This is a genomic window from Photobacterium sp. (genome assembly GCF_057456235.1).
In genome coordinates this window covers 351,996-378,418 of the sequence record NZ_JBVCPH010000002.1, presented here as the reverse complement: position 1 = coordinate 378,418, position 26,423 = coordinate 351,996, and the positions used below count along the sequence as shown (strand labels likewise).

The following is a 26,423-nucleotide window of genomic DNA, read 5'->3' as shown; positions in this document are numbered from 1 at the left end:
TCGGTTCGAGTTTTCCCCCGCCGCCCTGTTCAGCTAAGCGGTGTAGTCAGTTGCCATGGCTAGTTCAGTGAACGATTAGCACGGATCGCCAGTTCATTACGATCAAAGTCAAGCTGAACAGTGAATAGCATTAGAAAGTTTCGTAATTTTTTCATTTTTGTTTCTCCCAAAAGCCTTAAAAGGCAAAATGTAACTAAGTTCCGTAACTAAATTACACAAAGACTATACCTGAGTTTTATTTTGTGATCCAGATCTGATTTATTACGTATTTGTGACACGTGAATCCGTTGGTAATTTAGAGAAATCACCAGCCCTACAGAAAAAATTAAAAAACCGATGGCAATTCAGTGATCCATACTTATATGTCCCTAAAACAATTCGGGATACAGTGTCCTGCGAGAATTTAGTGGCTTTATACCTGGCTGATATAGGAACAAATAGTGATTCTATTTGGAGTGTGGTTAACGTAGTATCATTACCATCGACACTCGCCCCTCAGGAATTAGGGGGAGCTCGGTCACAAAGCTACTGGATGTAGTAAGCCCCGAAAAAACACAAGGAGAAAATCAGTGTGGACAACATTACTCCCCTGTTAAACCTTCGCATTATCGAACCCGGTGATTATAACGAACTGGCAACCTTAATGGACTTGGTGTTTGATGACGTCGGGGGCGCATGGCCGCGAATGACGATTATGGATTTGATCCACCAATTTCCTGACGGTCAGATCTGTATTGAAGATAGCGGTAAAATAGTCGGCGCCGCCCTCACCATCAAGGTTGATTACAACCGCTTTTCACTCAGCCACACCTATACCGATATTATCACTGAGCAAAATGTGATTCAGCACCAAGCCAGCGGGGACGCCCTGTACGGCCTGGATGTATTTGTGCATCCGGATTACCGAGGCCTGCGCCTTGGACGGCGACTGTACAAAGCACGCAAGGAACTTTGCCGGAGCGCCAACCTGAAAGCCATCTTAGCCGGCGGCCGCATACCCGGCTACCATAAGGTTGCCGATGAACTCTCCGTTCCCGAGTACATCGAAAAGGTCAAGCGTAAGGAACTGTATGATCCCATTCTGTCTTTTCAGCTGTCCAACGACTTCGACGTTAAACGCCTGATGAAGCGCTACCTGCCTGAAGATGATAAGTCCTGCGGATATGCCACCTTGCTGGAATGGAGCAATATTTTTTACGAAGCGGATCTCCCGTCAATTCTCGATACCGAGAAAACGCTGGTTCGTCTGGGGATTGTCCAGTGGCAGATGCGGGCGATGATCTCTGTGGACGATCTGATCGATCAGGCCGAGTTTTTTGTCTCATCACTCTCTAACTATCAAGCCGACTTTGCCCTTTTCCCGGAATTTTTCAATGCCCCGCTAATGGGATTGAAGACCGAGCAAAGTTCGGTAGAAGCCATCCGTTTTTTGAGCGAGTTTACCGAAGATATCAAGCAACGCTTTTCTCAGATGGCGGTCACATACAACATCAATATTATCTCGGGCAGCATGCCTGTACTGGAAAACGATCGTTTGTATAATGTTTCTTACTTGCTGCACCGCGACGGCTGCATTGACGAACAGTATAAAATTCATATCACTCCCCATGAACAGCGGGACTGGGTTATTGATGGCGGTGATAAGGTCAAGGTATTCGAGACCGATGCCGGGCGCGTCGGCATCCTGATCTGCTACGACGCGGAATTTCCTGAGCTAGGACGTATGCTGGCAGAGCAAGGCGTGCAGATCGTGTTTGTTCCCTTCTGGACTGATACCAAAAATGGCTACCTGCGGGTAAGGCTATGCGCCCAGGCACGTGCCATTGAAAATGAATGCTACGTCGCCATCGGCGGCAGCATCGGTAACCTGCCGCGAGTCAATAATGTCGATATCCAGTACGCACAGTCTGCGGTGTTTTCTCCGTCAGACATTTACTTCCCGCACGATGCAACAATCACCGAGGCCAGCCCTAACACTGAAATGATCGTATTTGCCGATGTCGAACTTGATAAGCTCAAATACCTCAATACCGAAGGTTCTGTAACCAACCTGCGACACCGCAGACTCGATCTCTACGGTGACTTCACCCGCCCCCAAAAAAAATAACGCTATTTCTCGTTAAAAAGCTCTCTCCATTCCGGCCAGAGCTTGGCGAGATCCATATGTTCTTCGATGGTATCGGCTAATCGATCAATACTCTGCTCGCGAATAGCATCAAAATCCGGCGTCTGCGTGGCTTCCAGACCAGCCCACGACAGGATCGCATCACACGCTTCTGCCTGCTCGAAAATACCATGCAAGTAAGTGCCGAATACCTGATTATCGACACCGAGTTGCCCGTCAGGGCCATCTTGCAGTTGCACCGGCGCATTTGCAGCTACGCCTGAGGTTACACCGGCATGAATTTCGTAGCCACGCACAGGTACAGCACTCTGAGCGGGAAGTTGTAATGTTCCTGTCGTTTGTTTTAGCTGCTTATCGGGCGCTAACACCGTAGAGGTATTGAGGTATCCAAGGCCTCGACTGTCGCCCGCATCACCTTCGATACCATCAGGATCTGAGATATGTTCACCCAGTATCTGGTAACCGCCGCAGATCCCCATCACTTTGCCGCCCAGACGTAGGTGGCGTTCAATTTGTTTGTCCCAGCCTTGTTCGCGTAAAAAGGCTAAGTCACTGCGAACACTCTTGGTCCCTGGAATAATAATCAGATCCGTCGGCGGCATCTGCTGACCTTTGCCGACAAACTGTAAATTGACTTGTGGATGCATGCGCAAAGGATCAAAGTCAGTATGGTTACTCACCCGGGTCAGTACCGGTACAACCACGTTCAACTGCTCTTCGGCCGCTTCAACCTGCTGAACATTGATCGCATCTTCCGCTTCCAGCATTAATCCGTGCAAATACGGCAGCACACCAAGTACGGGTTTACCGGTTTTTTCTTCCAGCCAGTCCAGACCTGACTCAAGTAGTTTAATATCGCCGCGAAAGCGATTAATAACGAAGCCTTTTACGCGCGCCTGTTCAGATTCAGACAGCAGCGCCAGTGTGCCATACAGATGAGCAAAGACCCCACCACGGTCAATATCGGCGACAATGATCACCGGGATGTCGGCTTTTTCAGCAAAGCCCATGTTGGCAACATCATTGTCACGCAGGTTGACTTCAGCCGGACTCCCCGCCCCTTCGATAATTACCGTTTGGTATTCATTCTGTAAACGTGAAAACGAATCCATTACCGGTCCCATCACAACTTTTTTGTAGCCGTGATAGCCAATCGCATCCATATCAGCAAGAGCTTTGCCTTGCACAATGACTTGCGCCCCAATGTCTGTATTGGGTTTTAATAATACCGGATTCATGTGCACGGTCGGTTCAATACCGCAGGCCTGTGCCTGTACAGCCTGAGCACGGCCAATCTCACCACCATCTTTGGTCACGGCACTGTTCAATGCCATGTTCTGAGATTTAAATGGCGCAACTTTAATGCCTTTGCGGGCCAGTATCCGACATAATCCCGCAGTCAGTACACTTTTACCGGCATCTGACGTTGTTCCCTGAACCATTAACGCTTGAGTGGTTAACTGCATGTTCTACTCTGCTACTTCTAATAAATTATACCAACCGGTATTAATACTGTTGCAGGATTGGCCATTGAATTTTCGGCCAGTCCTTTCGTTTCCATCATGACAAACTGTTACGCGGTAACGTGTAACAGAGAATGCATCTACAACTTGTTCAGCAGAAAAGCCAGACGAATTCAACACTCCGCCTGGCTTTATCACCTTTTAAAACAATGAATTAAGTGCTAGGCATAAACCTTAGCAAAGAAGCTGACCAGCTTCTCGGTGACGAATTGCGGCTGTTCCAAATTACTGATGTGCCCCGCATCGGGCACAATCACCAATTCACTGCCTGTAATTGCATCTTGCATCAGTTGCGCTTCTAATGGCGGACGAGGCATGTCTTGTGCACCAACCATGATCAACGTCGGCAGCGCAAAATTTTCAATATCATCGAAGGCATCACGACGGCCAAAGACCATTCGGCCAATCTGGGTAAGATCGACGGCATGCTGGCCGGATATTGACGCCAGGTGAGAACGGAATGCAGCGACTAACTCAGGGTTTTCCTGCTCCGCATTGCGCGCAAAGAACATCGGGGTGATCGCATCGACCATCTGAGCCGGAACTTGCTGCGCGGCGGCAATCATATCCATCATGTCAAAATACTTCTTGTGCATAACCTCTGGCTCAAGACCGACAAAGGTATCCATCAGCACTAAAGACTTAACACGGCTTGGGGCCAACACGGTCAGCTCTGCTCCCCACATACCACCAACCGACAGTCCCACTAATGAAAAAGTCTCGATCTCAAGGTGATCCATCAGGCTCAGTATATCTTGCGCGTAATCTCGAAGGTTACGCGTCTTCGCCGGAGCCGCATCCGACTGACCATGGCTCCACAAATCTGGAACAATACAACGGTACTGTTTGCTCAGCACCTCAAGCTGAGGTGCCCACATTTTACTATCCCATAGGTAACTGTGACCAAAGACCAATACAGGTCCTTCACCCTTGTCGATATAGTGCATGGTTTTAGAATCTATGGTGAACGTTTTCATTGATTGTTCCTTTTTATCGTTTTCATTTTTCATTTACAATATTTGTTCATCACGGTTTGTAGCCCCTTTTGATAGAGCACCCAAGCAGTAATACCAGCAGCAAAATTACCCAGCATAGCACCAACAAACATCCCTTCGAGCCCCGCAAGGTAAGCACCTAACCATAGGATCGGCAAAAAGCAGACAAATAAACGCAGACCTGAAATCAGTAACGCTCGCATTGGCAGAGACAGAGCATTGCAAATCGATACCATCAACATGCACACCCCTAGCGGACCGAGACTAATTGGCAGCCACGTCAGATGAAGAGACAGTACATTTCCGACACTGACTTCACTGGTTAGTAATTGTGACAAATAGGGCGATGCAAAAAACAAAATCGCCGCAATCAGCAGCTGCCAGATCAAAACAAACTTAACGGCAATACCGACCAGTGCTTTTATTTTATTGATATCACCAGCACCCAGTAACCGGCCGACCATCGGCGGCATCGACATGGTAAGCGCAAGGATCACCACAATCGAGAAAAACTCTAATCGCGAGCCCAACGCCCAGGCCGCAACGGTTGCAGCACCGAAGCCAGCCACGAGTTTGGTCGCGAGCATGGATGACAGAGACGGAAGTAACTGACTTAGCATAGCCGGTGCCATGATATCTCCCAGTTCTTTGACTGATGATAAGACATCAAGCCCTTGCCATTGAAAGCTCATCCAATGCCGTTTAAAGACCAGAGGATATACCACCAGCATACCCGTTGCGAAAGAAACAATGGTTGCCCATGCAGCTCCCGCCAACCCCATATCAAAAGTAAAGATGAACAGTGGATCCAAGGCTATATTCAGCAAGCTGGTCACAACCATCATGATGCCGGGCACCATGGTATTACCATTGGCACGGCATAAGCTGTAAGCAAAATAGACCATCGCACCGGTCCATGCACTCCCCAGCCATACCGGCCAATAGGCATCAATGACAGGATAAACGTTTTCCGGAGCGCCCAATAAGCTCAGAATCGGTCCGCGCAGCAGCCAGATCAACCAGCAGATGACAAACACACCAATGCCACCTGTGAGTACCACCAATCCGCCCAGCTGTTTCGCACGTTGCGGTTCATTTGCCCCGAGAACACGGGAAATCAGTGATGTCGTCGCAATCCCCAAGCCGACCTGCAGGCCAATAACCACCATTTGCATCGGCAGGGTAAAACCTTGTGCCGCAAGCGGCAAGACGCCAAGCTGACCGATAAAGGCACTATCAACAAGCTGAAAGCTCATCAATGACAATACCCCAAATAACATCGGCCACGTCATTTGAAACAGATGCCGGGCTAAATCCGGATAAGAAGAAGAGTGAGAAACTGTTGCAGAATTTACGGGCATGGCATTCAAGGCAGTAATGAAATAGGCTGACTAGTTTACGAGCTTTACCGACAGAGCTAAAGGGAAAAACTGAACCGCAAGACAATACCGCAGGTATAAACGCACCTCGATGACAAGGCCATTCTTAGCCAGCCCCTCAAGAATGGAAAATTCACCGGATCAGATACTAACAGTGATAACGTAACGACCAAAACCACGTTTCATTACTCATCTGGACCCATTACTGATAAAAATGGACAAATAATCGGCAAACAAGCAAAATTAGTGCCCACAGGCTATGATTATTACTCTATAATCTGCCACCGTATTTTTAGTCCGGCTTGTATTACATTTGGTGGTTTAACGACACGTCAATATTCAATATATGGGTAATTTAGCCGTCTGCTTTAGGAACAAAGAATGTCATTTTCATCACAAAACTTTTCTCCGGAAATTGTGCGCGCCCTTACTGAATGTGGTTACGAAAAGTTAACTCCGATTCAGAAGCAGGCTATCCCACACGCTCGTCGTGGACATGATATCCTTGCCAATGCACAAACAGGGACAGGTAAAACTGCCGCATTTGCTTTGCCTATTATCCAGCAGATCTGCAACACCCCTAAGCCGAGTAGCCGTTTCAATGTTCGTGCTCTTATCCTCGCTCCGACTCGTGAGCTAGCGGCACAGATCGCAAAAAACATTGAAGACTACACCAAATATGTTTCAGTCAATGTTGCTGCTATTTACGGCGGCACCAAAATGTCATCTCAAGAGAAAAAGCTGGAACAAGGCTTAGATATCCTGGTAGCGACCCCGGGCCGTTTGCTTGAGCACCTGGAACTGAAAAATGTTTCTCTGGCAAACCTGGAATTCCTGGTTTTCGATGAAGCCGACCGCATGTTGGACATGGGCTTTATTACAGACATTCGCACGATCATGAGCGATATTCGCTCCCGGCCTCAGACGATGTTGTTCTCAGCAACCTTCTCTAGCCAGATGAACAAGCTATCAACCGAAATTCTGCGTAAACCTAAGCGTATTTCTGTTGACCGCGAGAATGCCACTGCAGATACTGTTTCGCATGTTGTTTACCCTGTTGATGAAGATCGCAAGCGCGAGTTGTTATCTGAACTTATCGGCAAGAAAAACTGGCAGCAAGTGCTGGTTTTCGTGAACTACAAAGAAACAGCAAACATGCTGGTTGAAGAACTGAAACTCGATGGTATTAAAACCGTACTGTGTCATGGTGACAAAGCACAGAGTGCCCGTCGTCGTGCCCTGGACGAGTTCAAAGAAGGCAAAGCCCGCGTGATGGTCGCAACTGAGGTTGCTGCCCGTGGTCTTGATATTCAAGGTCTGCCACATGTGGTGAACTATGATATGCCGTTCCTGGCCGAAGACTATGTGCACCGTATTGGCCGAACCGGCCGTGCCGGTCAAAAGGGTCACGCTGTCTCTTTTGTCAGCCGCGAAGAAGAATTAACCTTGGTACAGGTAGAAACACTGATTGGTCAGCGCATTCACCGCGTACAGCTTACCGGCTATGAGCCTGCCAGCCGTGATGCGCTGCTACAGAAGATGCAGACCAAATCGGCATTCAAAGATCGCAAAGGCCGTACTAACAACCCAACCGATCAATCTGCGGCAGAGCGTCGGGTCAAATTACGTCAGGCGATTAAAAACAAAGCTAAAATCACGACTATGAAGAAATAATTTACGTGAAATAGCCTAATACTAGGTATAACAAATACATAGTAAAAATAGAACGCTGATTAGCGACTGCTTATCAGCGTTTTTTTGATCAGTCGATAGCCATATCTATCAGGATAAGATCAGTTTTGGGTATCGCTCAGATAGCGCTTTAATGCCGCCCCCGGAATAGAACTTTTCGTTGCAACGGCGAATGATGCCCACATTGCGCCCTCCGACATCGCATCCGTAATCGATGACTCCTTTAGCAAACCGTTAATTAAGCCAGAAGCAAAGGCATCACCAGCCCCAGTCGTGTCGATAACGTCTGCTGATACCGCGGGAACATGAAACTGTTCATGCTCGGTATAAGCCGTCGCCCCCTTCTCACCATCGGTGATAATGAAATAGCGCAAATGGCTTCCTGCGATTTGCTGACCATATTGCCACACTGACAGTTCACGCCCCGATCGCCAAGTACGGCCTGCCATATCAGACTCAGATGAAATCAACACGTGACAAGGCCGAGAGCGCTCATCTTTGGCTAACTGGGCGACAACCAGGGTTTTATCCAATGCCGCTTCAGCCCAGATCTCACCACCTAAAGCCGATGAGTTAATATACAGCGCATCCCATTGGGTAAAATCAGGTGCGTTACCCAATTTAAAAACAGGCCGTTCAGGGCGAATAATGGTTCTTTCGCCATCAGGCGTCATCATCAAGATTAATTCAGGCGTCACGACATCATTTCGTTGCAACAGGTGACAATCTAAACCTTGCAAGCTGGCTTCTGCCAATAGCCAGTCTGCGGTTTCATCCCGACCAACCTGGCTGACTAAAGCCACACGGTGTCCCGCCCATATCAAGCCTAAACCTGTATTGGCCCCACCCCCACCTAATCGTCGACCAGCATCTTTATAATGGTGACGCCCTCCCATGATCAACGGTCTATCAAGCTGTAAAACGCGGTCACAATTTAAGTTAGCTAACAGAAGAATATTCGCCATAATTACTCGTTTTCCTGCGTTCTCGTCATTAAATGGAGCAGGTGCATCCCTAATACCGATCAGTACAATTTTTTGGTTAGTCTTAGATTAGATCATGAAAGAGGTAAAAACGCGAGGTCGCGCTACCCATTCCGGAAAAAATTGGTAGCGCGGTCTTTATATGAGGCAAGAGTTAATTAACGTTCAACAATAATCCGCGTATGGATTCTCTTGCGGCAATGGGATTGCCTGTTCAAACTCAGAAAGACGTAACTCATTTTGTGTCATCGATACCGACGTTTCATCCATTACACTTTCACCAAAATGATAGCGAATGGTTTCATTACCCAGGCAAGCTTCTTGATCGCAGATCTCGGTACGCGCCTTGATCTCGACATTCCTATCATAATAAGCCGCCAGCGCATCAGCGCCATATTTAGCCAGTAACATCTCAAGGCTCTGAGCCGGCGATAACACCAGACCGGTTGCATTATTACCACCAAAACCTTTGGCATTAAGGATCACCGCTTTATAGTCATCCCCTTTCTGACCCGCAAAAACATGATCTGTCAGAATATTCAGGTTCGACTGGTGTACATCATCAGCGATATGATCGATGGTTTGAATGCCCGGGATCCAGCCATATTGCCAAACACCTAACGAAGCAATTAACTGATCGCCCGCAGCGACACTCATCGAGTGACCGACATACGATTTAATCGCGGTAACCGGCCAGTTATCAATGGCAAAGGTTTTCGCTACTTCATTCAGAATATGGCTCTCGGTAACACGGTTCTGCGGTGTGCCGGTACCATGCGCCTGAACATAGGTCTGCTTGACGCCAGCTTCACCGAGGATCGCTTTCGCCAGAGCTGTCGCTTTAGCAACCGTTACGTAATTACCAACACCCGGCGCTGAGATGGATTTTTTGTTGGCATCAGCATTGATAAATACATCAGCGACCGAACCATATATATTAAGCCCCAGCGTTAAGGCCAGCTCATCATCCATCAACACCACAAACTGGGCAGATTCTGCCATCGTAAAGCCGGCATTCGAGGAAAATGGTCGACATGCACGGCTGTTATCAACCGTATCGCTATTATCTAATGCTTTTAATTGCTCATCTTCGGCCAACGCGCCCATCACGCGGAAACCTTCCATGATTTCGGCAACAACCGGCGCTTCTGCATTACCCACAATCGCGACTTTAGATTTGCCATGCTGAATGTCATGCATTCCCTGACGCAAGTTATACAGGAAGGTTGCACAAGCCCCCATATTTGTACCAGTGGTACCAACGCTGTTAATCACGTAACCATTAATAAAATCTGCAGGCATTTCTGCAAATGATAAAGCCATCATCTTCGTACTGACACGGCCGCCGGTTAATGGCGCAGCCAGCATACCCGCCAGTGATTGATCGTCGATTTGCCCCAGCCCGCTACCGGCATACACAGACACTTCGTCTGGCTTGATATGCTGAAGAACCTCTGACCAATCCACCCCCAGTGAATTCAGGGCATCCGACGCGCCGTAAACGGTCAGCTTCAAACCCCGGGGGTGGAAACGGGAGTTATACCGTGTACCCGGGTCGAAACCGGCAGGAATATTACCGCCGCTGCTCACAGGAAAAGTCACACGATCTTCCAGCAGCGCATCCAGGTTACCGTTTACCGTCACGGTCACTTTGCTGCCCTGCTCTTCCACGATCCAGTTGTCCGGGATCACAGCAGGCAGTTTGGACTTTCGTAATGTGAACGAAATCTGATCGTTTTCTGAGCTTAATGCGGTTTTGTATTGATATAGCAAGTTCTCAGGATCAAAGGAGTCAATTCGACGCACCAGCGTACCCGCTTTAATCGCTGCGATAATATCCTCACTGACAGCGCCGTCATTGACGTCCGCACCGTTATCCAGCCCCATGCGGCGAGCCAGATCCTGCCAGGTCATATTCATCTCATCTGCGGTTAATACATCGGCGACCATACGCTTATAACTGTGAAAGCCTGAACTACGGCCAGCAGCGTTAATGCCACCAAAACCAACGATAAGAGGTAACTTAGTCATTCTGAACCTATATCAAACATTGTTTTAAACAGAAGGATATCAACTTACACTGGTTAATCACCTTGCAAATATGCCAAAATCACTGCCATTCAGGCCGGAGAGATATTTTGGCATTATTTATATGAACGAGAGTGAATAGATGAAAGTGGGATTTGTCTTATACCATCGTGCTCTGATCACCGGCGTATCGCTGGCTGCCGAAATGCTGAGCAGCGCCGCAAGTTTACGAGAACGAAAGCAACAACGTGACAACCCTTTTGATATCAAACTGATCGCCCCTTCTTTGACGTCGCCCAAACTTACCGCAGGGATCAAGCTTCAGCCCGATATGACCTTTGAAGACGAACACATTTTCGATATCGTCGTACTGCCCCCTATGTGGGGAAATCCGATATCATCGCTCAGCCATACCCCCGAGATCGTTCCCTGGTTGATCAGGCAATATCAGCATGGCGCAAAACTGGTCGCGACCGGCACCGGTGTCTCCTGGCTGGCTGAAACCGGATTACTTAATAATCAGGTCGCAACAACCCATTGGTATTTTTATGAAAAGTTTGCAGCGCGTTATCCCCGTGTACAGCTGAACCGACAAGCTTCGATTACGGCTGCCAACGGCCTGTTCTGTACCGGCAGTATTAACTCCCAGTCAGAGATGATTTTGTATTTGATCGCAGAAAACTTTGGTCAGAAGATAGCTAATACCATTGAAACTCATTTCGGCCATGAAATTTCGAAATCAGCGCAACAGCCTTTCTACCAGATTGGCGGGCAGGTGCAGTTTGATGAGTCCATTGCGCTTGCTCAAGACTGGATGAAACGAAATTTGTCACAATCGATGACCGCTCAAAGTGTGGCGATCCAATGCGGGTTGCCGCTCAGAACCTTTAATCGAAAATTCAAAGAACAGGTTGGCCAGTCTCCCCATCAATATCTGCAAAAAATAAGAATGGAAACAGCACAACAGTTATTACGAGATTTTGGTATGTCGGTACAAGACGTGGCAGAGCAAGTCGGCTACAAAGATGCCTATCATTTTTCGACCCGATTTCAGCAACAGTTCAGTATAACCCCAAGCAAGTACCGGAAAATGGTCAAAGCCAAAATCTACAATGCAGAGTGATCATACTAAAGTCACTAAAAACGCCAGCGAGGGTGTAAGAACAACCATACGTTGAAATAAAAGTAACCATACCTTGAAATAGCTTACTAAAGCATACCATGCTTTAGTAAGTTTACTTTCTATGAAAAAGCGCCCCCTAAAAAACTCGTCAACTAAAAACATATCTCGTTTTGTAAGCATCAAAACTGACTCTATCCATACCGTAAAGTCCGATCTAGAGTTCGATGCATGTTTCCATTTTGAATTTGCTCTTCAAATATTGTTGTATGAAGCACAACGACAACATGCGCGAGATGAGATGAGATGAGAAGGGGATTAAAAGTCCTTACTGAGGATGACATCCAAGTTTACCCTCGGCTGGACATTCAAAAATATGATTACAACATTGTCATTATTGCGTCAGAGAAATGTCAGCGCCTTACTTCATAATTATCAACGTAAGATAAAAAAAACAGGCATAGGCCTAAACAATGAATTAAGAGGAAAAGTGCTATGACTACCACTAAAACTATTATTGCTTCAGGCTTACTTCTTTTATCAGGTACAACCCTGGCCGATATAAGAGTCGCGGACACCCACAATGGTGCATGGGTCTCAGTGTCACACGACGGTTCACCAATTCAAGGTGCAGAAGTGACAGTAAAAAACGTACCACAACAAAAAGCAACCTATATCACAGATGAAAATGGACGAGTATTCATTCCGTTAACCCTTGAAAACTCTCGCTCAATTAAATATCAAGTTACTAAACCTGACGCAACAACCTCAGAATCCCGCTTTGCATTTCACTCGACTAACAAGTAGTAGAAAACACCTCAAGATTACACAGCCACAGTCTTGAGGTGTTTCACTTCTCATCCGTTACAATTAATTCGCCACGATACATTTGCATCTGGCAGGTAAAACTATATTCACCAGGCTCTCTGGGAGGCAGAAAAACATCCTTATTTTTGTCCCGTGGTAACTTCTCACTGATATCGAAATCGGCAATGTTGCCGGCTTGCCTGCCTGTAAGCGAATACGTGATGGCTCATAGGTACCGTTTTCAACCGTTATCGTGATCACTCCCTCATCGGCAGTAACCTCTTTCGGTTTATATAGCCAAAACCACCAAACAATTAAACTGATTAGCGACAGCCCAGCAGAATAATTATTATCATATAATGTCATCCCGTTAATGCTCTTGTGCCTTGAACAGCCGTAAGCGGTTAGCATTACTGACTACCGTTAACGAAGAAAAATCCATCGCCGCACCAGCAATCACAGGGCTTAGCAGCACCCTGAAGAACGGCTAAAAATTACTGCCCAGTAGTTCCCGATGCTATATAGATCATTCCGCCATAATGGGTTTCAAAAGACATTTCCTTAAAATAGTGCTCAACAGACACCCATGGACGGACACTGAAGTACTCAGGTGTATAGCCGAACTGCCCACCGAGTTTCAGTACAATTTTAATTAGCCATAACGGCAGATTTTCTGGCTGTTTTCCGTCAAGGATCGATAAATGTCCATCAGGCTTAAGCGCATCCGCCACAGCTTTTATCACCTGGTCATATTCAGGAATATAGCCCAGTACGCCAGTAACAAGCACCGCATTTAACGGCTGCGGAAACTCATATGCCGCAATATCTGACTGAATCAGTTCTACATTCTGCCAGCTGTTTTGTTCAACTCTTTTCCTGGCGATATCCAGCATGCCTGGCGTTAGATCCACACCAATCAGACGCCCTTTTTCCCCAATTTTCTCAAGCAGCAAAGGAAAGTTCAAACCTGTTCCGCAGCCGAGCTCGACGACGACATCTCCGCGCTTCAATGACAACCGTTCAATAGCTATCGAACGATAGGTATTCATTCTTAGTCCGATCAGCCTGAAAAGAAGTGTTGTAAAGTCATAGTTCTTTGCACCAGCTTGATATAATCTCTGAACATCTTGCCTTGATAGCATCGATCTTTCCTTTGGTTATGCTGCCAGCGCTGTAGCTAGATTTCAGTTTAGCACCCGCCCTTTAAAAATAGAAAGGTGATGAAGCGGCTACACTAGAAAATATGTCAACGATTCTCCTGACTAGATCTTCCTGACGCCAATGGTCACAAATACCTTACTCTTCATTGCCATCACATTAGCTCTTTACTCGCTGGTGAAAAATATAAAATCACACTATTTCCCGGCCCCGGCATTTTACATACTGATAGGCGTTATAATTGGCCCGCTGGCATTGAATTGGTTAACGCCATCCGACTCCTTAGCATGGATTGCTGAATCTACTGTTGTATTCATGCTCTTCTCTGCAGGGCTTGAAATTAGGTGGCACAATTTTTTCAAAGCGATAAAACCCGGTCTTCTGGTGGGGTTGATGGGTATAGCCATCAGCTTCACACTCGGTACTATCGTCGTTATTTCTCTTACTCAGAAGCTCGATGAAGCACTCTATGTCGGTGCAGCTTTATCAGCAACAAGTATCGGACTGAGCATCCCATTACTGACTCGCTTCAATCTACTAAACAGCAATGCCGGGCAAATTTTACTGGCCGCAGCAGTAGTCGATGATGTCGCTGCGCTTTATTTGCTTTCTGTGTTACATGCCAGCTTCACATCAGACAACAGCATGATTTCGATAATATTATCTCTGTTAGCGGGTATGTTGAGCCTGGGCCTGGCTGTCTTAATTGTCTCGCTATTTAATTCTTATCTCATCAAAAAGATACCTGAAAGACATAAAGCACTGCGCCGGATACTGACAGCTAGCATTGTCGGGGCCAGCGCTTTCGGTACACACCATTTCGGTCTGTCTGCCGCTGTCGGTGCGTTTGCCGCCGGTGCAACCATGTCCTTTTCAGTTTGCTGTGTCCGCTCTCCTGACGAAGCTTTCTTTGATAAGATTTCTGGCTTCCTTGCACCCTTTTTTTTCTTCAACATTGGCCTGCAGATCACCCAACTGGACATGCATAGCCCCCATATGATTCAGCTTGGAACCTTAGTGTTGATTGCCGCAATCGCAGGTAAGCTACTTAGTCCATGGATTCTTATTAACAGTACCACTGCAAATGAGCGCAATATTATTGGCTGGGCACTGGTACCTCGTGCAGAAGTCGCTATCGTCATCGCCAGTGTAGGAATGCAGCAAGGCCACCTCGGGCACCACAGTATGATTTCTATTGTCTTTATGACTATGTGTACAGCAATTTTGGCCCCCGTGGTGATGCCCCTCATCGTTCAGAAAAGCCGATAACTTTCGCTAAAGCATTTTGTTATAGATTGTTGCTAATAACCAAGCAATTACGCCTGCGCTCAAGCTCCAACCGACCAGTCCCACCAAAATGCCGATAAATGATATTTCCCAGCCCAGCTGGGCTAAGTTCATATGTACCATATCTCCAGAGGTAGCCATCATCATTTCAGGCATCCCCAAAACCAATAGCGAACAAATGATCCAGACAATTGAAAAGCTAAGTGACGAAGCAATAGCAAATTTCACAGCATTAAGAGACATTTCTTCCTCCCCATATGATTCCTTGGCCCAACCTGTTCTACATGAATTCTTTCATTACCTTGTTCCCCAATCCCTTAAAACAAGGTAATTTTATTCAATGCACAATGACCAAAATCTGTCCCTAAGATGACAATATTGTCATCTTTATGTAACGTCGTTTACTATGGCTTCCTATTGCTTGCCAGTGTCAGTGAAAAGATAGTGATACCGCCTGAAGAGCTGGCTGCAATCTCACCACCATGAGCGGCAACAATAGATTTAGTGATAGCAAGCCCCAAACCGACCCCATCCGATTTACCGTGCGTTCTGGACTTATCAGCCCTGTAGAAACGTTCAAACAAGTGAGGTAAGTCCTCCGGAGAGATCGTTTCCCCCTGATTCTCAACCTCAACAATAACTACTTCTTTTTTTGGGATAATTCTGATTTCCACATAGCCACCATCCGAGCTATGGCGCAATGCATTCGATATCAAATTACCGAAGGCACGGCGCAACATAAGCCTATCCCCCTTAATCTGGGCTGCGCCTCTCAAGCGAAGGGTGACACTTTTTTCTTCCGCCAGAGCATCATAGAACTCAAACAACTCACAGACTTCTTTCTCGACCGGAACATGCTTAGGGGTTGCCAGTAATAAGCCGTTATCAGATTTTGCAAGGTACAGCATATCAGCAATCATCCGGGCCAGACGTTCAAACTCCTCCGAATTTGACGCAAGAATGTCCTGGTATTCCCGGGCGGTACGAGGCCTAGATAGCGAGACATGGGTCTGGGTCATCAGATTACTGATAGGTGTGCGTAATTCATGGGCAATATCTGAAGAAAAATCAGATAACCGCTTAACAGCTCCTTCCAGCCGCTCTAGCATTTGGTTAAGCGTTACCGACAAATCCGCGATTTCTATCGGCATCGTATCGACAGGCATACGGTGATCCAGGTGGGTAACCGTCACCGACTCCGCACGCTTCCTCAATATTTGCAGAGGAAGCAGCCCTCGCTGCGTTGCAAACCAACCTAAAATTCCGCTTACTATCCCTGCGACAACAATAAATTTGATTAATGTATCTTTAAAACTATCCAAAAACTGCCGGTGATGATTGATATTAATAGCGATTGTCACAATATATTCGGTAGCAACCGGAAGCTCCGTCAATATATGAAATCGCATGCCTCGGTATAGTTCATCATTATCCGACCATTCAAAAATCATCTGCTCATCATCAAGATAATATGCAGTGACATCATCAGGAAAATTCACATTTGGTGATGAGTAAATAACCCTGTCTATATTGGTTACATTAGTGACTAAAATATGATGCTCTTCAAATATATCTCCGAGCTGGCTAGACAGTATTGATAAATCATTATTTAGCTTACTTCCGTGAACAAAATCCTGCACAACAAGTGCCTTATCGTTCAGGATTGTCCGATCCTGCTCAATGAAGTGCTTGTCTATTGCAACATATATCAACCAGCCCAGAGAGGTTAATACGATCATTGAAGCAGCAGAGAAAAAACAAGTTAACCGAAATGACAGCGAGCGCTGAAGAATCACTCCTCCTCCGGTATTTCTAGCACATAGCCCATACCACGAATAGTTTGGATCAGCTTAGGCTCAAATGGCACATCCACTTTATTGCGTAACCGGCGTACAGCTACATCAATAACATTGGTATCACTATCAAAATTCATATCCCAGACCTGAGAAGCAATTAAAGACCGTGACAATACTTCTCCCTGACGACGCATGAACAGTTCTAACAGCGAAAACTCCTTGGCCGTTAGCTCTATTTTCTTCCCGACCCGATATACGCGTCGTCTCAGCAGATCAAGCTCCAAATCAGCAATCACTAACGTCGTCGGCTCTGAAGCTATAGTACGCCCTCGTTTCAAAATTGAACGAATGCGGGCCAATAACTCGGTAAAGGCAAAAGGTTTAACCAGATAATCGTCAGCACCGAGTTCTAGTCCTTTAACCCTATCTTCCACCTGATCGCGTGCTGTTAGAAATAATACCGGGGTATCTCGGTTGCTGCGTCGTAGTGTTTGTAATAATTGCCAGCCGTTTAGCTCAGGTAACATTACATCAAGCACAATCAAATCGTATTCATCCGTCAAAGCAAGGTGCAAGCCATCAACGCCATTCTGAGCCAGATCGGTAACAAACCCGGATTCTGCCAAACCCTGACGTAAATATTCACCGGTCTTAGGTTCATCCTCTACGATTAATAGTTTCATTTTTATACCTTTTTTAGTTCAACAGCAGTTTACCAAAACTTTAGCCCTCTAAGTGCGACATGACAAAATTGTAATGTTAAAAATCTGTATAGCGTCAGGCTTTCCACGGCTTTCTTACCGCAATAAAAAAGCACTATCGCTAAGGACAATGCCAATCAATGCAATCCGGATATCTCGGGCAATGAGCGCTAAAACCAGAAACGTATACCAGCCAACCAGCTGATCTCATCTGTTTGTTTCCCTGCATCCTCAGCCATGGATTTTGTATCACCAAACTTAGCGGCCCACTCCACGCCAAGGTAGGGTGAAAATTGCCGGGAGAACTCATAACGCATGCGCAAACCTAACGAACCGTCAGTTAGACGCTGCCAAGCCCAGCGTCCGAGCACATCGGCTGTTACCAGGAAGCTTACGCGTTGTGCAGGCTGTACCGGCACAGTATGACGGCGAACCTGAAATTGACCACCAGGCGTTTCTAATTCACTCCACATCCCATGCAAATGCATCGGGTGTGTCATCATTGTATCGTTATGAAGAATAATGCGGACCCGCTCGCCATATCTGAAATGCACCGGCGTACTTTGGCCGAACTCCAGTCCGTCGAATGACCAGGTATAACGTTCCATATTACCGGTCAGATGGAGCTCAAGCTCACGCTCGGCCATTCTGTTATCAAGTAGGCCACCGATAGACGAAAGATCCGCCAATGTCAGCACTCTCCTGCCGTTATTGCGCAAACCAATACCGGGGTCATCCAGATTTGTTCTCGGCATATCTACCCGCATATCCGTACTCGGACCATATTCCGTATGCGCGTGACGTACTTTAGTAGTTGGCTTATGCCGTGTATTTTCAATCATGAATTCCTGACTATGGCCCATCGCTGAATGATCCATAGTGCTATGATTATCAGGACTATGATCCATCGGCGTCATTGTTACCCCATGCAGCATAGCTGAGTGATCCATTGCTCCCATCATATCGGTCATCGTTAACCACTTCGCGCGATCAAGCGGAGGTACGGATGCCGTAAGCCCCGGACGCTCAGCAAGAGTCCCTCGAGCAAAACCTGTCCGGTCGATGGATTGGGCAAAAATCGTGTATGCCCCGTCTTTAGGTTTGACAATAACATCGTAGGTTTCACCCGGACCGAACCTGAATTCGTCTACCGATACGGGCTCAACGATAATAGCTCCGTACATCCCCGTTATTTTCTGCATTGCCGAATGGGAGTGATACCAGTATGTGCCGGACTGTTTGAGAGTAAATCGATAGGTAAAAGTACTATTGGGAAGGATACCGGGGAAACTGATACCTGGTACACCATCCATTTGAAACGGCAGCAAAATTCCATGCCAATGAATCGAAGTAGTCGCATTCAGCCTATTCTTGACTCGGATGGTAACGGTATCTCCCTCTTTTAATCTCAACGTCGGGGCGGGAATAGAGTGATTAATCGCCGTCGCGATTCACACCTGGCCATTGAAATTAACTAGCGCTTCCGAAACCTCGAGATTAATTTCGGTGCCGCTAAGTACCGGGGCACTTCTTGTCAAAGCATACCTAAGCCCGTGAATATTTGTCGCTTGAGGGCTCTTTAACGGCCAAAAAGCAAAAGCTCCGACCGTAGCAGCCCCTGGACAAAACGTCTTCGAGAGCAGGTCTTAGATAACGTTGCTGACTGCTTCACTTTCATTAGTTACCTCCTTTGGGAGATAGTCAAATTATAGCCAAAGCACCAAATACCCCTTCTGCTATTGCCTACTTCCGCTTGCTTCCTGGAGGCGGTTTATGGCAACTCCAAGGCTCATGGGCAGCGTTATCTTTCACATTCTGATCGACAAATTGATAGTAGCTTCCCTTCATTCGGGACCACCAGTTATCAGCTATACGTAAGCCGCATCCATTAATCACGTCTTCAATCAAGTTAATATTGCAGTGCGAAGCATCATAGATAACGATTAGCTCAGAACGCTTTTCATCAACAGAAACTTGATCCATTCCCTGCAAACTGTCTATTGCTGCTATTAGCTGAGCAGTATTATCAGCCGTCAGCCCCACGATTTTTATTAAGCGCTCAACGCAATTCACTTCATTAACACCCGGGCGGTGTTTATCTGTGCTCATAGTGAACTCCTTCGTCTTGCAACGAAACTAAGGTGAAATATCAACGGAAATTGGCGAACTAGGTTCCTGGTTATTTCCACACCGCTTTGACATCAAAGCCGCTTAGGAAACCAACCTGGGGTATTCTCCATATACTGAAGATATTCATTGCCGAATTCCTGAATTGAGTTTTTCTCTTCACGTCTGGCAAGGCGTACATATAACACCACAAGGATTGGAAACATAACTAGGGTAGGAATTGTAGGCCACTGTAATAAGAAGCCGAACATGATAAGAATAAAAGCAACATATTGCGGATGCCGACAGCGAGCATACCATCCAGTCTTTGCAAGAACATATTCTTGCTGAGCTCGATGAAGTACACTCCACGCCGTTGCTAACATATAGAAGCCAAAGAAAATAACAAGCATACTCAATATATGTAACGGGTCCCAATGGGGATTACCCTCGAAACCCAACAAAGTATGCCATAAATGCCCGTTTTCATGGGCAAAAAAGTCAACATTGGGAAATTGCTCAGTCAACCAACCAGACAACAGATAGATAGTCAGCGGAAAGCCGTACATTTCTGTGAACAAAGCGACAATGAATGCCGAAAAGGCACCTAAGCTGCGCCAGTCGGTCTGGCTTTTCGGTTTAGCAAAACTAAAGGCAAAGAAGATGAAGATTGCTGAGTTCATCAACACCAATCCCCAGAGCCCGTAATCACTTCCCTCGTTCATCATTTTTACCCTCGTTTGAAGCCGAGTTTTGAGCCTGCCGCCTACCCTCTTCCAGACCTTTCTTGTAAGCATCCTTAACAATGCCTGAAGACGGAGTCTCACCTCGCTTCTCAGATTCACCATGATGAGCATTATGATGATGGCCATGACCACGATGCATAAAAATATGCATGACAGGACATAATAGAAGAATTAGTAATGGCAAATACTCAAAGACATGCTCGCGATGTTCGGCTATGAGGAAATAACTAACAGCTGCTATCAAAGCGATAGCAGACCAACCACTCGGCGTTGTCCAAAAAGAACGTGATTGCCTTGCCATTAGCTGTCCCCATGGAACTTATGATCTTCGGCAGTTGAAGGTAACTGGGTATGGATCCAATAAAGGTTGTCGACAGCTTCAATAGCAACCAGTCCTTCTGCATCCGCATTAACATGCGCAATTTTAACAATGAGCTTGGCGATTTTTTCCGCATTCTCTGCAATGGTATAAATATTCAACTGGATATGTTTGATCATGTGCTCTTCATTTATGGCATTAAAATAGTTTCCACGACCATACACTTCATTAACAGTAAAACCTGTAATACCATGCTTGAACAGGCTAGCTTTCACAGCACCCAATCGAAGTTCATCGAATATCGCAACTACCTTCTTGAAAGTCATTAGTTATTCCTCACTGAATTTATGCTCTGTTACTCTAAGTGTAGAAGCCGCCTACGTCGCACTTTCATTTCTAGTTAAAACAAAGCCTCGACTTCAATCATGAATATCAATGATATGGCAGATTATTAACCTGAGTGGCTTTGCAACAAACGCTATATACAACTATTTACTATACGAATCAGTACTTTCACTAGACTGACACCAAGATGACAATTCTGTCATCTTGGTGTCAGTTTATATAACAAAGTAGTCATTGAATCTGAAAGGTACCTGGCTGACCTTGGCCTAACGCCAAGTTCTAACATTTAGCCAGGCTCGGCTATGATCTTATGGCTGTTTCTACACATGTACCTAAGTTATCCCAATATGCAGGATTCAGAATGATGTCAGCCAATTCAAAGAAAATATACGAAGGAAGGAATGGGCCTTTTGAGGTAACTTGGGGATATCGTCAGCAGGTACCACTAAAAACGCCAGCGAAGGGAAATAACTGGCGTTTAATATTTGATTTTTAATCTGGAGTTCCGAGTAGCGTTTCACAGTGAATCGCTACTAACCTCAAAACTTGCGGCTCTGGGTGATGTCTTCACATTCACCGTCAATCACGGTGTGAGATTCTGCCATATTGGCTTTGGCATAAGAGCCCGCTTGGGTATCTCGGGTTCGTGAGGAGTCCGCTTGCGAATAGCCTGCCTGCGCATACGCCATTCTTTTTTTAATCAATGGTCTGGTTAATAACGCTGCAACGGCAATAAACAGCCCCAGGATTGCAGCAAATGACACGGTGAAAAGGCCAACGACCAAAGCAATAAAACCAGCAATAAGATTTCTCATATTCGTGCCTCTTTTCAATAATTCAATTCAGGCTTCCAGCCTGTAACAGTTCAGTTAATACCCACACTACTTCAATACAGCATATCTGAGAAAGATGAATCAATCATGAACAGAAGCCATATTCTGCATGCTTATGATGGAGTGCGCGCTTTCAGTGACTCAAGCAATTCTCGACATCAAAAACCGCAGCGACTTCTGATGTCTGACTTTCAGAATAGCTACGGTATTGAATTCAGCAGTTGTATTTACCTATGGCTGAGAACTGCCCTTCAGTTTTGGCCTTATCACTAAAGTAATGCCGTCAACGGCAATCACTTCGACCAGCGTACCGGCATCAATCTCAACATCCGATCGAACTGCCCAGGTGGTATCTCCCAGCTTCATCCGGCCCGGGCCGACTGGGACCGGCTGGTCCAGTATACAGATCTGACCAACCAGTTGCTCGGTACGCCTGTTCAATGTCCGGTGTTTATCCTCGGCACGATCCTGACGGTGTTGATAGCGCCACCATAACCAGGTAGTAAAAAGAGAAAACACCACAAATGTCAGCCATTGAACTGACCAGCTCAGTGGCATAAATGACATAATTAACCCAACCAGAACAGCTGATATACCCAGCCAGAGCAAATAACCAGCAGTTCCTAAAAGCTCAAATGCCAGCAATGCTAAACCGAAAGCCAGCCAATGCCAGCCATTCATCTGTTCAAGCAATTCAATCATGCTTTTGTCCCTTTCGATGGTTCTGATTTGGAACTCAGCAGTTCAGCAATTCCCGCCACAGATCCCATTAAACCCGTCGCTTCAAGTGGCAACATAATAACTTTGCCATTTTCAGACTGACCAATAGATTTCAATGCGTCGGTATAACCCTGTGCGATAAAGTAGTTTATAGCTCTAACATCACCTTGGGCTATCGCTTCAGAAACCATTGTCGTTGCCCTTGCTTCCGCTTCGGCTGCTCGCTCGCGGGCTTCCGCCTGAAGAATTACCGCCTGCTTGTCGCCTTCGGCTCGTAAAATTTCAGACTGCTTATGGCCTTCAGCCCGAAGAATTTCGCCCTGACGAACCCCTTCCGCTTCCAAAATATCGGCACGCTTGTTACGTTCCGCCTTCATTTGCGCATTCATCGCCGCAATAAGATCCGCCGGTGGTTGAACATCTCGGATCTCAATTCGAGTGACTTTAACGCCCCAAGAATTAGTCGCCTGATCAACAATTGCTAATAATCGGGTATTAATGGTATCTCGTTGCGACAACATTTCATCCAGTTCCATCGAGCCCAATACTGTACGCATATTTGTTAAGGTCAGATTACGAATGGCATGTTCGAGATCATTCACTTCATAGGCTGCTTTTGCCGCATCAATGACTTGAATAAAACAGACAGCATCAATGGTCACACTCGCATTATCACGAGAAATCACTTCTTGGGCAGGAATATCGAGTACTCGCTCCATCACACTAATCTTGTTTCCGATCCGATCAAAAAACGGCACAATCAGATTTAAACCAGGGTGGATGGTTTTGGTATATCGGCCAAAGCGCTCTACTGTCCAATGACTTCCCTGAGGAACAGTTTTGACACCTGACGCAATAAAGACAATAGCAACAACTATAAGCACACCGAGTGTGATTAGCGTATCGTATGGCATTTCGTTTCTCCTAGACTAAAACCGAAAAGAGCAAAAGAGTCGTCAGGATACCGATTTATATGCCGATATTGAATAATTGGTTTGTGCTATCGCTGGATTTGTTAGGTCAGATCAATGAATTAGAGTAATTTGAATATAACAGGCAAGGTTCACTAGGTCTAGAGAATCACACTCAGCAGAACCCGTTCCGTGTATGAGGGAAATTTAATTTTTACTCGCCAGCGTCCTAATTATCAAACAGACAGAGGTATTTACTGATGATCCAACTATTGCATAACGCTCTGACTGCTTTTAACTACCCAAATCGAGACTGTTACCCGCAGCAAGGACGTGATGTCAGTAACCTTGAAGCCGTAGAATATTATTTAACGCAAGCAATCGCCCTAGCGCCGAAGCGACAAGACTTACAGATCACCTTGGCGAATATGCAAACCTTTCGCGGTAACATAGAGCTCGCATTGCACTCCTACCAACAAGCCCTTTCGTCGGCAACATCAACATCCGATAAAAAATCGGCCCTGGTTTACCTGACGGTATGGCACTACTACCAAGGCAATTTTCCCGAGTCCCGGCAGTACCTCGAACAGCTCGTTACGGCGGATAAGCCCTTAGCTGATAAGGTAGCATGCTTATTGAGTAAAATTGAAGGCATTGTGTCGACGCCTGTTCACTATTGGCATGGTGAGTTGCGAGAAAGTGAGTTCCCCGCTGAAGATGAGCATTTCAACCATGCCATCATCACATTAGGGTTCAAGCTAAATGATGATGGCTCAATAGCTCCCCAGCTATTGCAACGACTGAGCCTCACTGTAGATCTCTCAAAGCGATACCCACACAGTGTCATCATAGTCACCGGCGGACTAGAAAAAGCGGGAATAACTGAGTCACAGGCCATGAAAGCCTGGCTGGTAGATCACGGGGTCTCAGGGAACCGTGTCATTGAAGAAGATCAGGCCACCAATACCATAGACAATGCCCGGTTCAGCTTAGCACTACTGGAACGTCACCATATCCATCGCGCAACGCTGGTCAGTGCGTCCATTCATGTTCATCGATCACAGGTATTGTTCGACACGCTGCAATGGCGAGAAAGGCATAGCACAATCCATTTTACCCATTGCGCAGTCGAAGACGGCCTGCTCTCTTTCACATACCCGGAAGGTAAAGTGAAGCGTGATTGCTATATTGACGCCCTGCGCTGCTTTGGCCTGCCCGCCTTCAACTGCTCTCCGCTCATTCAGCTTTAAATTACAACCCCCAGAAAATGGAGGTAACGCTGGCAATTGTACAATTCGGGCTGGGCGGATTGGCATTGACTGCCTATCGAGGCAGAACGCTGCCATCCCCGACAATCTGAACATGAAATGGCATTTAATATACCGAAAAGTTGGGTGAAATCGCATCAGAGCATCTCCGTTCGGAGATACTCTGACAAGCAGCATGATATGGCCTAATATTAAAGTCATTTATGTCTCAGTCTCAGTGCGTTAAACTTCACGCCAAGTTGCAACATCCACAAACAAATAAGCACTGGTGACAACATGCATGACACAGCAAGCGTAACAAGTCTTACGCCGTCACCGGTTACATACCCCATTCTGTTAGCTTGTGTTTTTAGTACCCCATTTTGTACCCCACATAGCACAGCGGAAATAAAAAAGAGTTATAGATCAAATGAGTAGTCAGACAATCCAGTGGTTCCCGGGCCACATGCACAAGGCTCGAAAAGAAATCGAAGAAGTACTACCAAAGATCGATGTCATCATTGAGGTACTTGATGCGCGTATTCCTTTCAGTAGTGAAAACCCGCTGATCAAAACTTTCCGAGAAAAAAACGCCAAGCCTGTCGTTAAAGTGCTGAACAAGCGAGATCTGGCCGATCCCGAAATGACCCAGATGTGGATTGAACACCTTGAAAAAGAACAAGGTGTCAAAGCGATTGCCATCACCACAGAAAATATCAACGAAGTCAACAAAATCACCGAGCTTTGCCGTAAGCTAGCCCCTGGTCGTGAAGAAATGGGCAAAAATATTCGCACCATGATCATGGGTATTCCGAATGTCGGTAAATCGACCATCATTAATACTTTGGCTGGTCGTTCCGTTGCTGTAACGGGTAACCAACCAGCGGTAACTCGCCAACAGCAGCGTATTAACCTACAAAACGGCATCGTGCTGTCTGATACGCCTGGGATCTTATGGCCTAAAGTTGAGAACCCACACAGTGGTTTCCGTCTGGCGGCAACAGGTGCCGTTAAAGATACTGCCATGGACTACATGGATGTCGCTTTTTTCACAATTGAATATTTGGCTGCCGCTTACCCGGACTTAATCAAAGCCCGTTACGACCTTGATGATGAATTACCTGAAACTGATATCGAGCTGATGGAAGAAATTGGCCGCAAGCGGGGTTGTCTACGTCCCGGTGGCCGTATCGATTTACACAAAGCATCAGAAATTCTGATCAACGAACTGCGTAACGGTACTTTGGGCAAGATCACCATGGAACGCCCTGAGATGATCACCGAAGAGCTGGTCAATGTGGCCATTGAAGCCGAGCTTAAGAAAGAACAGCAAATTAAAAAGAAAGAAGAGCGCAGAAAACGCTACTTAAAGAACAAACGCTAGGCTATATCAGTTATCAACTTAGCATCAAAAAATAACCAAAGCCGTTCAGCTATTATCATAAACAATAGCTGAACGGCTTTTTGTATTGGCCTTACTAAAAACGCGCTCAAAATGTATTTTGACAATACTAATTATTACCGTGTTCAAACGAAATTTTTCTGACTAAAAATCAATTCATATTCCACCGGTAAACAGAGATTAAATTTTCGGCCAAGCAT

General features: G+C 46.2%; 24 protein-coding genes and 1 pseudogene. 7 read left to right on the top strand and 18 right to left on the bottom strand.

Features of this window, described 5'->3' with window-relative positions:
* Positions 1-571: 571 nt before the first annotated feature.
* The gene (locus AC2204_RS04325; RefSeq protein WP_318924253.1) at positions 572-2,107 is read left to right on the top strand and encodes a bifunctional GNAT family N-acetyltransferase/carbon-nitrogen hydrolase family protein; all 1,536 of its coding nucleotides are present in this window, start codon (positions 572-574) and stop codon (positions 2,105-2,107) included.
* A gap of 2 nt (positions 2,108-2,109) precedes the next feature.
* On the opposite strand, the gene AC2204_RS04320 is transcribed toward AC2204_RS04325, so the two are convergent.
* The 3 genes from AC2204_RS04320 to AC2204_RS04310 form a co-directional block, all read right to left on the bottom strand.
* The gene (locus tag AC2204_RS04320; protein ID WP_318924252.1) at positions 2,110-3,591 is read right to left on the bottom strand and encodes a cobyric acid synthase; all 1,482 of its coding nucleotides are present in this window, start codon (positions 3,589-3,591) and stop codon (positions 2,110-2,112) included.
* Positions 3,592-3,809: 218 nt separating this feature from the next.
* Positions 3,810-4,625 (bottom strand): alpha/beta fold hydrolase, encoded by an 816-nt coding sequence (locus AC2204_RS04315; RefSeq protein WP_318924251.1) that lies wholly within the window; start codon positions 4,623-4,625, stop codon positions 3,810-3,812.
* 29 nt (positions 4,626-4,654) lie between these two features.
* Positions 4,655-6,004: an MATE family efflux transporter gene (locus AC2204_RS04310; protein WP_318924250.1), complete on the bottom strand. Its 1,350-nt coding sequence runs from the start codon at positions 6,002-6,004 to the stop codon at positions 4,655-4,657.
* 399 nt (positions 6,005-6,403) lie between these two features.
* Between AC2204_RS04310 and AC2204_RS04305 the strand changes: the two genes are divergently transcribed.
* Entirely contained in the window at positions 6,404-7,696 is a 1,293-nt protein-coding gene (locus tag AC2204_RS04305) for a DEAD/DEAH box helicase (protein ID WP_318924249.1), read from the top strand.
* A gap of 119 nt (positions 7,697-7,815) precedes the next feature.
* On the opposite strand, the gene AC2204_RS04300 is transcribed toward AC2204_RS04305, so the two are convergent.
* Both AC2204_RS04300 and AC2204_RS04295 read right to left on the bottom strand, forming a co-directional pair.
* On the bottom strand, positions 7,816-8,679 hold the full coding sequence (locus AC2204_RS04300; RefSeq protein ID WP_318924248.1) for a PfkB family carbohydrate kinase: 864 nt from the start codon (positions 8,677-8,679) through the stop codon (positions 7,816-7,818).
* 183 nt (positions 8,680-8,862) lie between these two features.
* Positions 8,863-10,728 (bottom strand): beta-ketoacyl synthase, encoded by a 1,866-nt coding sequence (locus tag AC2204_RS04295; protein ID WP_318924247.1) that lies wholly within the window; start codon positions 10,726-10,728, stop codon positions 8,863-8,865.
* Positions 10,729-10,867: 139 nt separating this feature from the next.
* Here AC2204_RS04295 and AC2204_RS04290 point away from each other — a divergent pair, with 139 nt between their 5' ends.
* Complete coding sequence (locus tag AC2204_RS04290) at positions 10,868-11,848, top strand: GlxA family transcriptional regulator (RefSeq protein WP_318924246.1); 981 nt, start codon at positions 10,868-10,870, stop codon at positions 11,846-11,848.
* Positions 11,849-12,340: 492 nt separating this feature from the next.
* A complete protein-coding gene (locus AC2204_RS04285) occupies positions 12,341-12,652 on the top strand; it encodes a hypothetical protein (protein ID WP_318924245.1) in 312 nt (103 codons plus the stop codon).
* A 43-nt stretch (positions 12,653-12,695) separates the two neighbouring features.
* Here AC2204_RS04285 and AC2204_RS04280 read toward each other — a convergent pair.
* A pseudogene (locus AC2204_RS04280) lies at positions 12,696-13,018 on the bottom strand (cupredoxin domain-containing protein).
* Positions 13,019-13,146: 128 nt separating this feature from the next.
* Positions 13,147-13,794, bottom strand: a complete 648-nt coding sequence (locus tag AC2204_RS04275) for a class I SAM-dependent methyltransferase (RefSeq protein WP_318924244.1) — start codon at positions 13,792-13,794, stop codon at positions 13,147-13,149.
* Positions 13,795-13,933: 139 nt separating this feature from the next.
* Here AC2204_RS04275 and AC2204_RS04270 point away from each other — a divergent pair, with 139 nt between their 5' ends.
* Entirely contained in the window at positions 13,934-15,079 is a 1,146-nt protein-coding gene (locus tag AC2204_RS04270) for a cation:proton antiporter (RefSeq protein ID WP_318924243.1), read from the top strand.
* 6 nt (positions 15,080-15,085) lie between these two features.
* On the opposite strand, the gene AC2204_RS04265 is transcribed toward AC2204_RS04270, so the two are convergent.
* The 11 genes from AC2204_RS04265 to AC2204_RS04215 form a co-directional block, all read right to left on the bottom strand.
* On the bottom strand, positions 15,086-15,340 hold the full coding sequence (locus AC2204_RS04265; protein ID WP_318924242.1) for a DUF5676 family membrane protein: 255 nt from the start codon (positions 15,338-15,340) through the stop codon (positions 15,086-15,088).
* A gap of 161 nt (positions 15,341-15,501) precedes the next feature.
* Positions 15,502-16,893, bottom strand: a complete 1,392-nt coding sequence (locus tag AC2204_RS04260) for a heavy metal sensor histidine kinase (RefSeq protein ID WP_318924241.1) — start codon at positions 16,891-16,893, stop codon at positions 15,502-15,504.
* Positions 16,890-17,576: a heavy metal response regulator transcription factor gene (locus AC2204_RS04255; protein WP_318924240.1), complete on the bottom strand. Its 687-nt coding sequence runs from the start codon at positions 17,574-17,576 to the stop codon at positions 16,890-16,892. The genes AC2204_RS04260 and AC2204_RS04255 overlap by 4 nt, the downstream gene beginning before the upstream one ends.
* Before the next feature lie 188 nt (positions 17,577-17,764).
* On the bottom strand, positions 17,765-19,033 hold the full coding sequence (locus tag AC2204_RS04250) for a multicopper oxidase domain-containing protein (RefSeq protein WP_486766996.1): 1,269 nt from the start codon (positions 19,031-19,033) through the stop codon (positions 17,765-17,767).
* Between the two features lie 304 nt (positions 19,034-19,337).
* The gene (locus tag AC2204_RS04245) at positions 19,338-19,703 is read right to left on the bottom strand and encodes a cation transporter (protein WP_318924239.1); all 366 of its coding nucleotides are present in this window, start codon (positions 19,701-19,703) and stop codon (positions 19,338-19,340) included.
* 92 nt (positions 19,704-19,795) lie between these two features.
* Complete coding sequence (locus AC2204_RS04240; RefSeq protein WP_318924238.1) at positions 19,796-20,428, bottom strand: methyltransferase family protein; 633 nt, start codon at positions 20,426-20,428, stop codon at positions 19,796-19,798.
* Positions 20,409-20,747 carry a DUF2933 domain-containing protein gene (locus AC2204_RS04235; protein WP_318924237.1) on the bottom strand — a complete coding sequence of 113 codons (339 nt, stop codon included), beginning with the start codon at positions 20,745-20,747 and terminating at the stop codon, positions 20,409-20,411. Before AC2204_RS04235 ends, AC2204_RS04240 begins: the two co-directional genes overlap by 20 nt.
* Positions 20,747-21,091 (bottom strand): P-II family nitrogen regulator, encoded by a 345-nt coding sequence (locus tag AC2204_RS04230; RefSeq protein ID WP_318924236.1) that lies wholly within the window; start codon positions 21,089-21,091, stop codon positions 20,747-20,749. Before AC2204_RS04230 ends, AC2204_RS04235 begins: the two co-directional genes overlap by 1 nt.
* Before the next feature lie 558 nt (positions 21,092-21,649).
* The gene (locus AC2204_RS04225; RefSeq protein ID WP_318924235.1) at positions 21,650-21,925 is read right to left on the bottom strand and encodes a hypothetical protein; all 276 of its coding nucleotides are present in this window, start codon (positions 21,923-21,925) and stop codon (positions 21,650-21,652) included.
* Positions 21,926-22,174: 249 nt separating this feature from the next.
* Complete coding sequence (locus tag AC2204_RS04220) at positions 22,175-22,645, bottom strand: NfeD family protein (RefSeq protein WP_318924234.1); 471 nt, start codon at positions 22,643-22,645, stop codon at positions 22,175-22,177.
* Complete coding sequence (locus AC2204_RS04215) at positions 22,642-23,577, bottom strand: SPFH domain-containing protein (RefSeq protein WP_318924233.1); 936 nt, start codon at positions 23,575-23,577, stop codon at positions 22,642-22,644. The genes AC2204_RS04220 and AC2204_RS04215 overlap by 4 nt, the downstream gene beginning before the upstream one ends.
* A 257-nt stretch (positions 23,578-23,834) precedes the next feature.
* On the opposite strand from AC2204_RS04215, the gene AC2204_RS04210 reads away from it, so the two are divergent.
* Both AC2204_RS04210 and ylqF read left to right on the top strand, forming a co-directional pair.
* Positions 23,835-24,824 (top strand): ElyC/SanA/YdcF family protein, encoded by a 990-nt coding sequence (locus AC2204_RS04210; RefSeq protein ID WP_318924232.1) that lies wholly within the window; start codon positions 23,835-23,837, stop codon positions 24,822-24,824.
* Between the two features lie 427 nt (positions 24,825-25,251).
* Positions 25,252-26,205, top strand: coding sequence for a ribosome biogenesis GTPase YlqF (ylqF, locus tag AC2204_RS04205; RefSeq protein ID WP_318924231.1), 954 nt, complete (start codon positions 25,252-25,254; stop codon positions 26,203-26,205).
* The last annotated feature ends 218 nt before the right edge of the window (positions 26,206-26,423 follow it).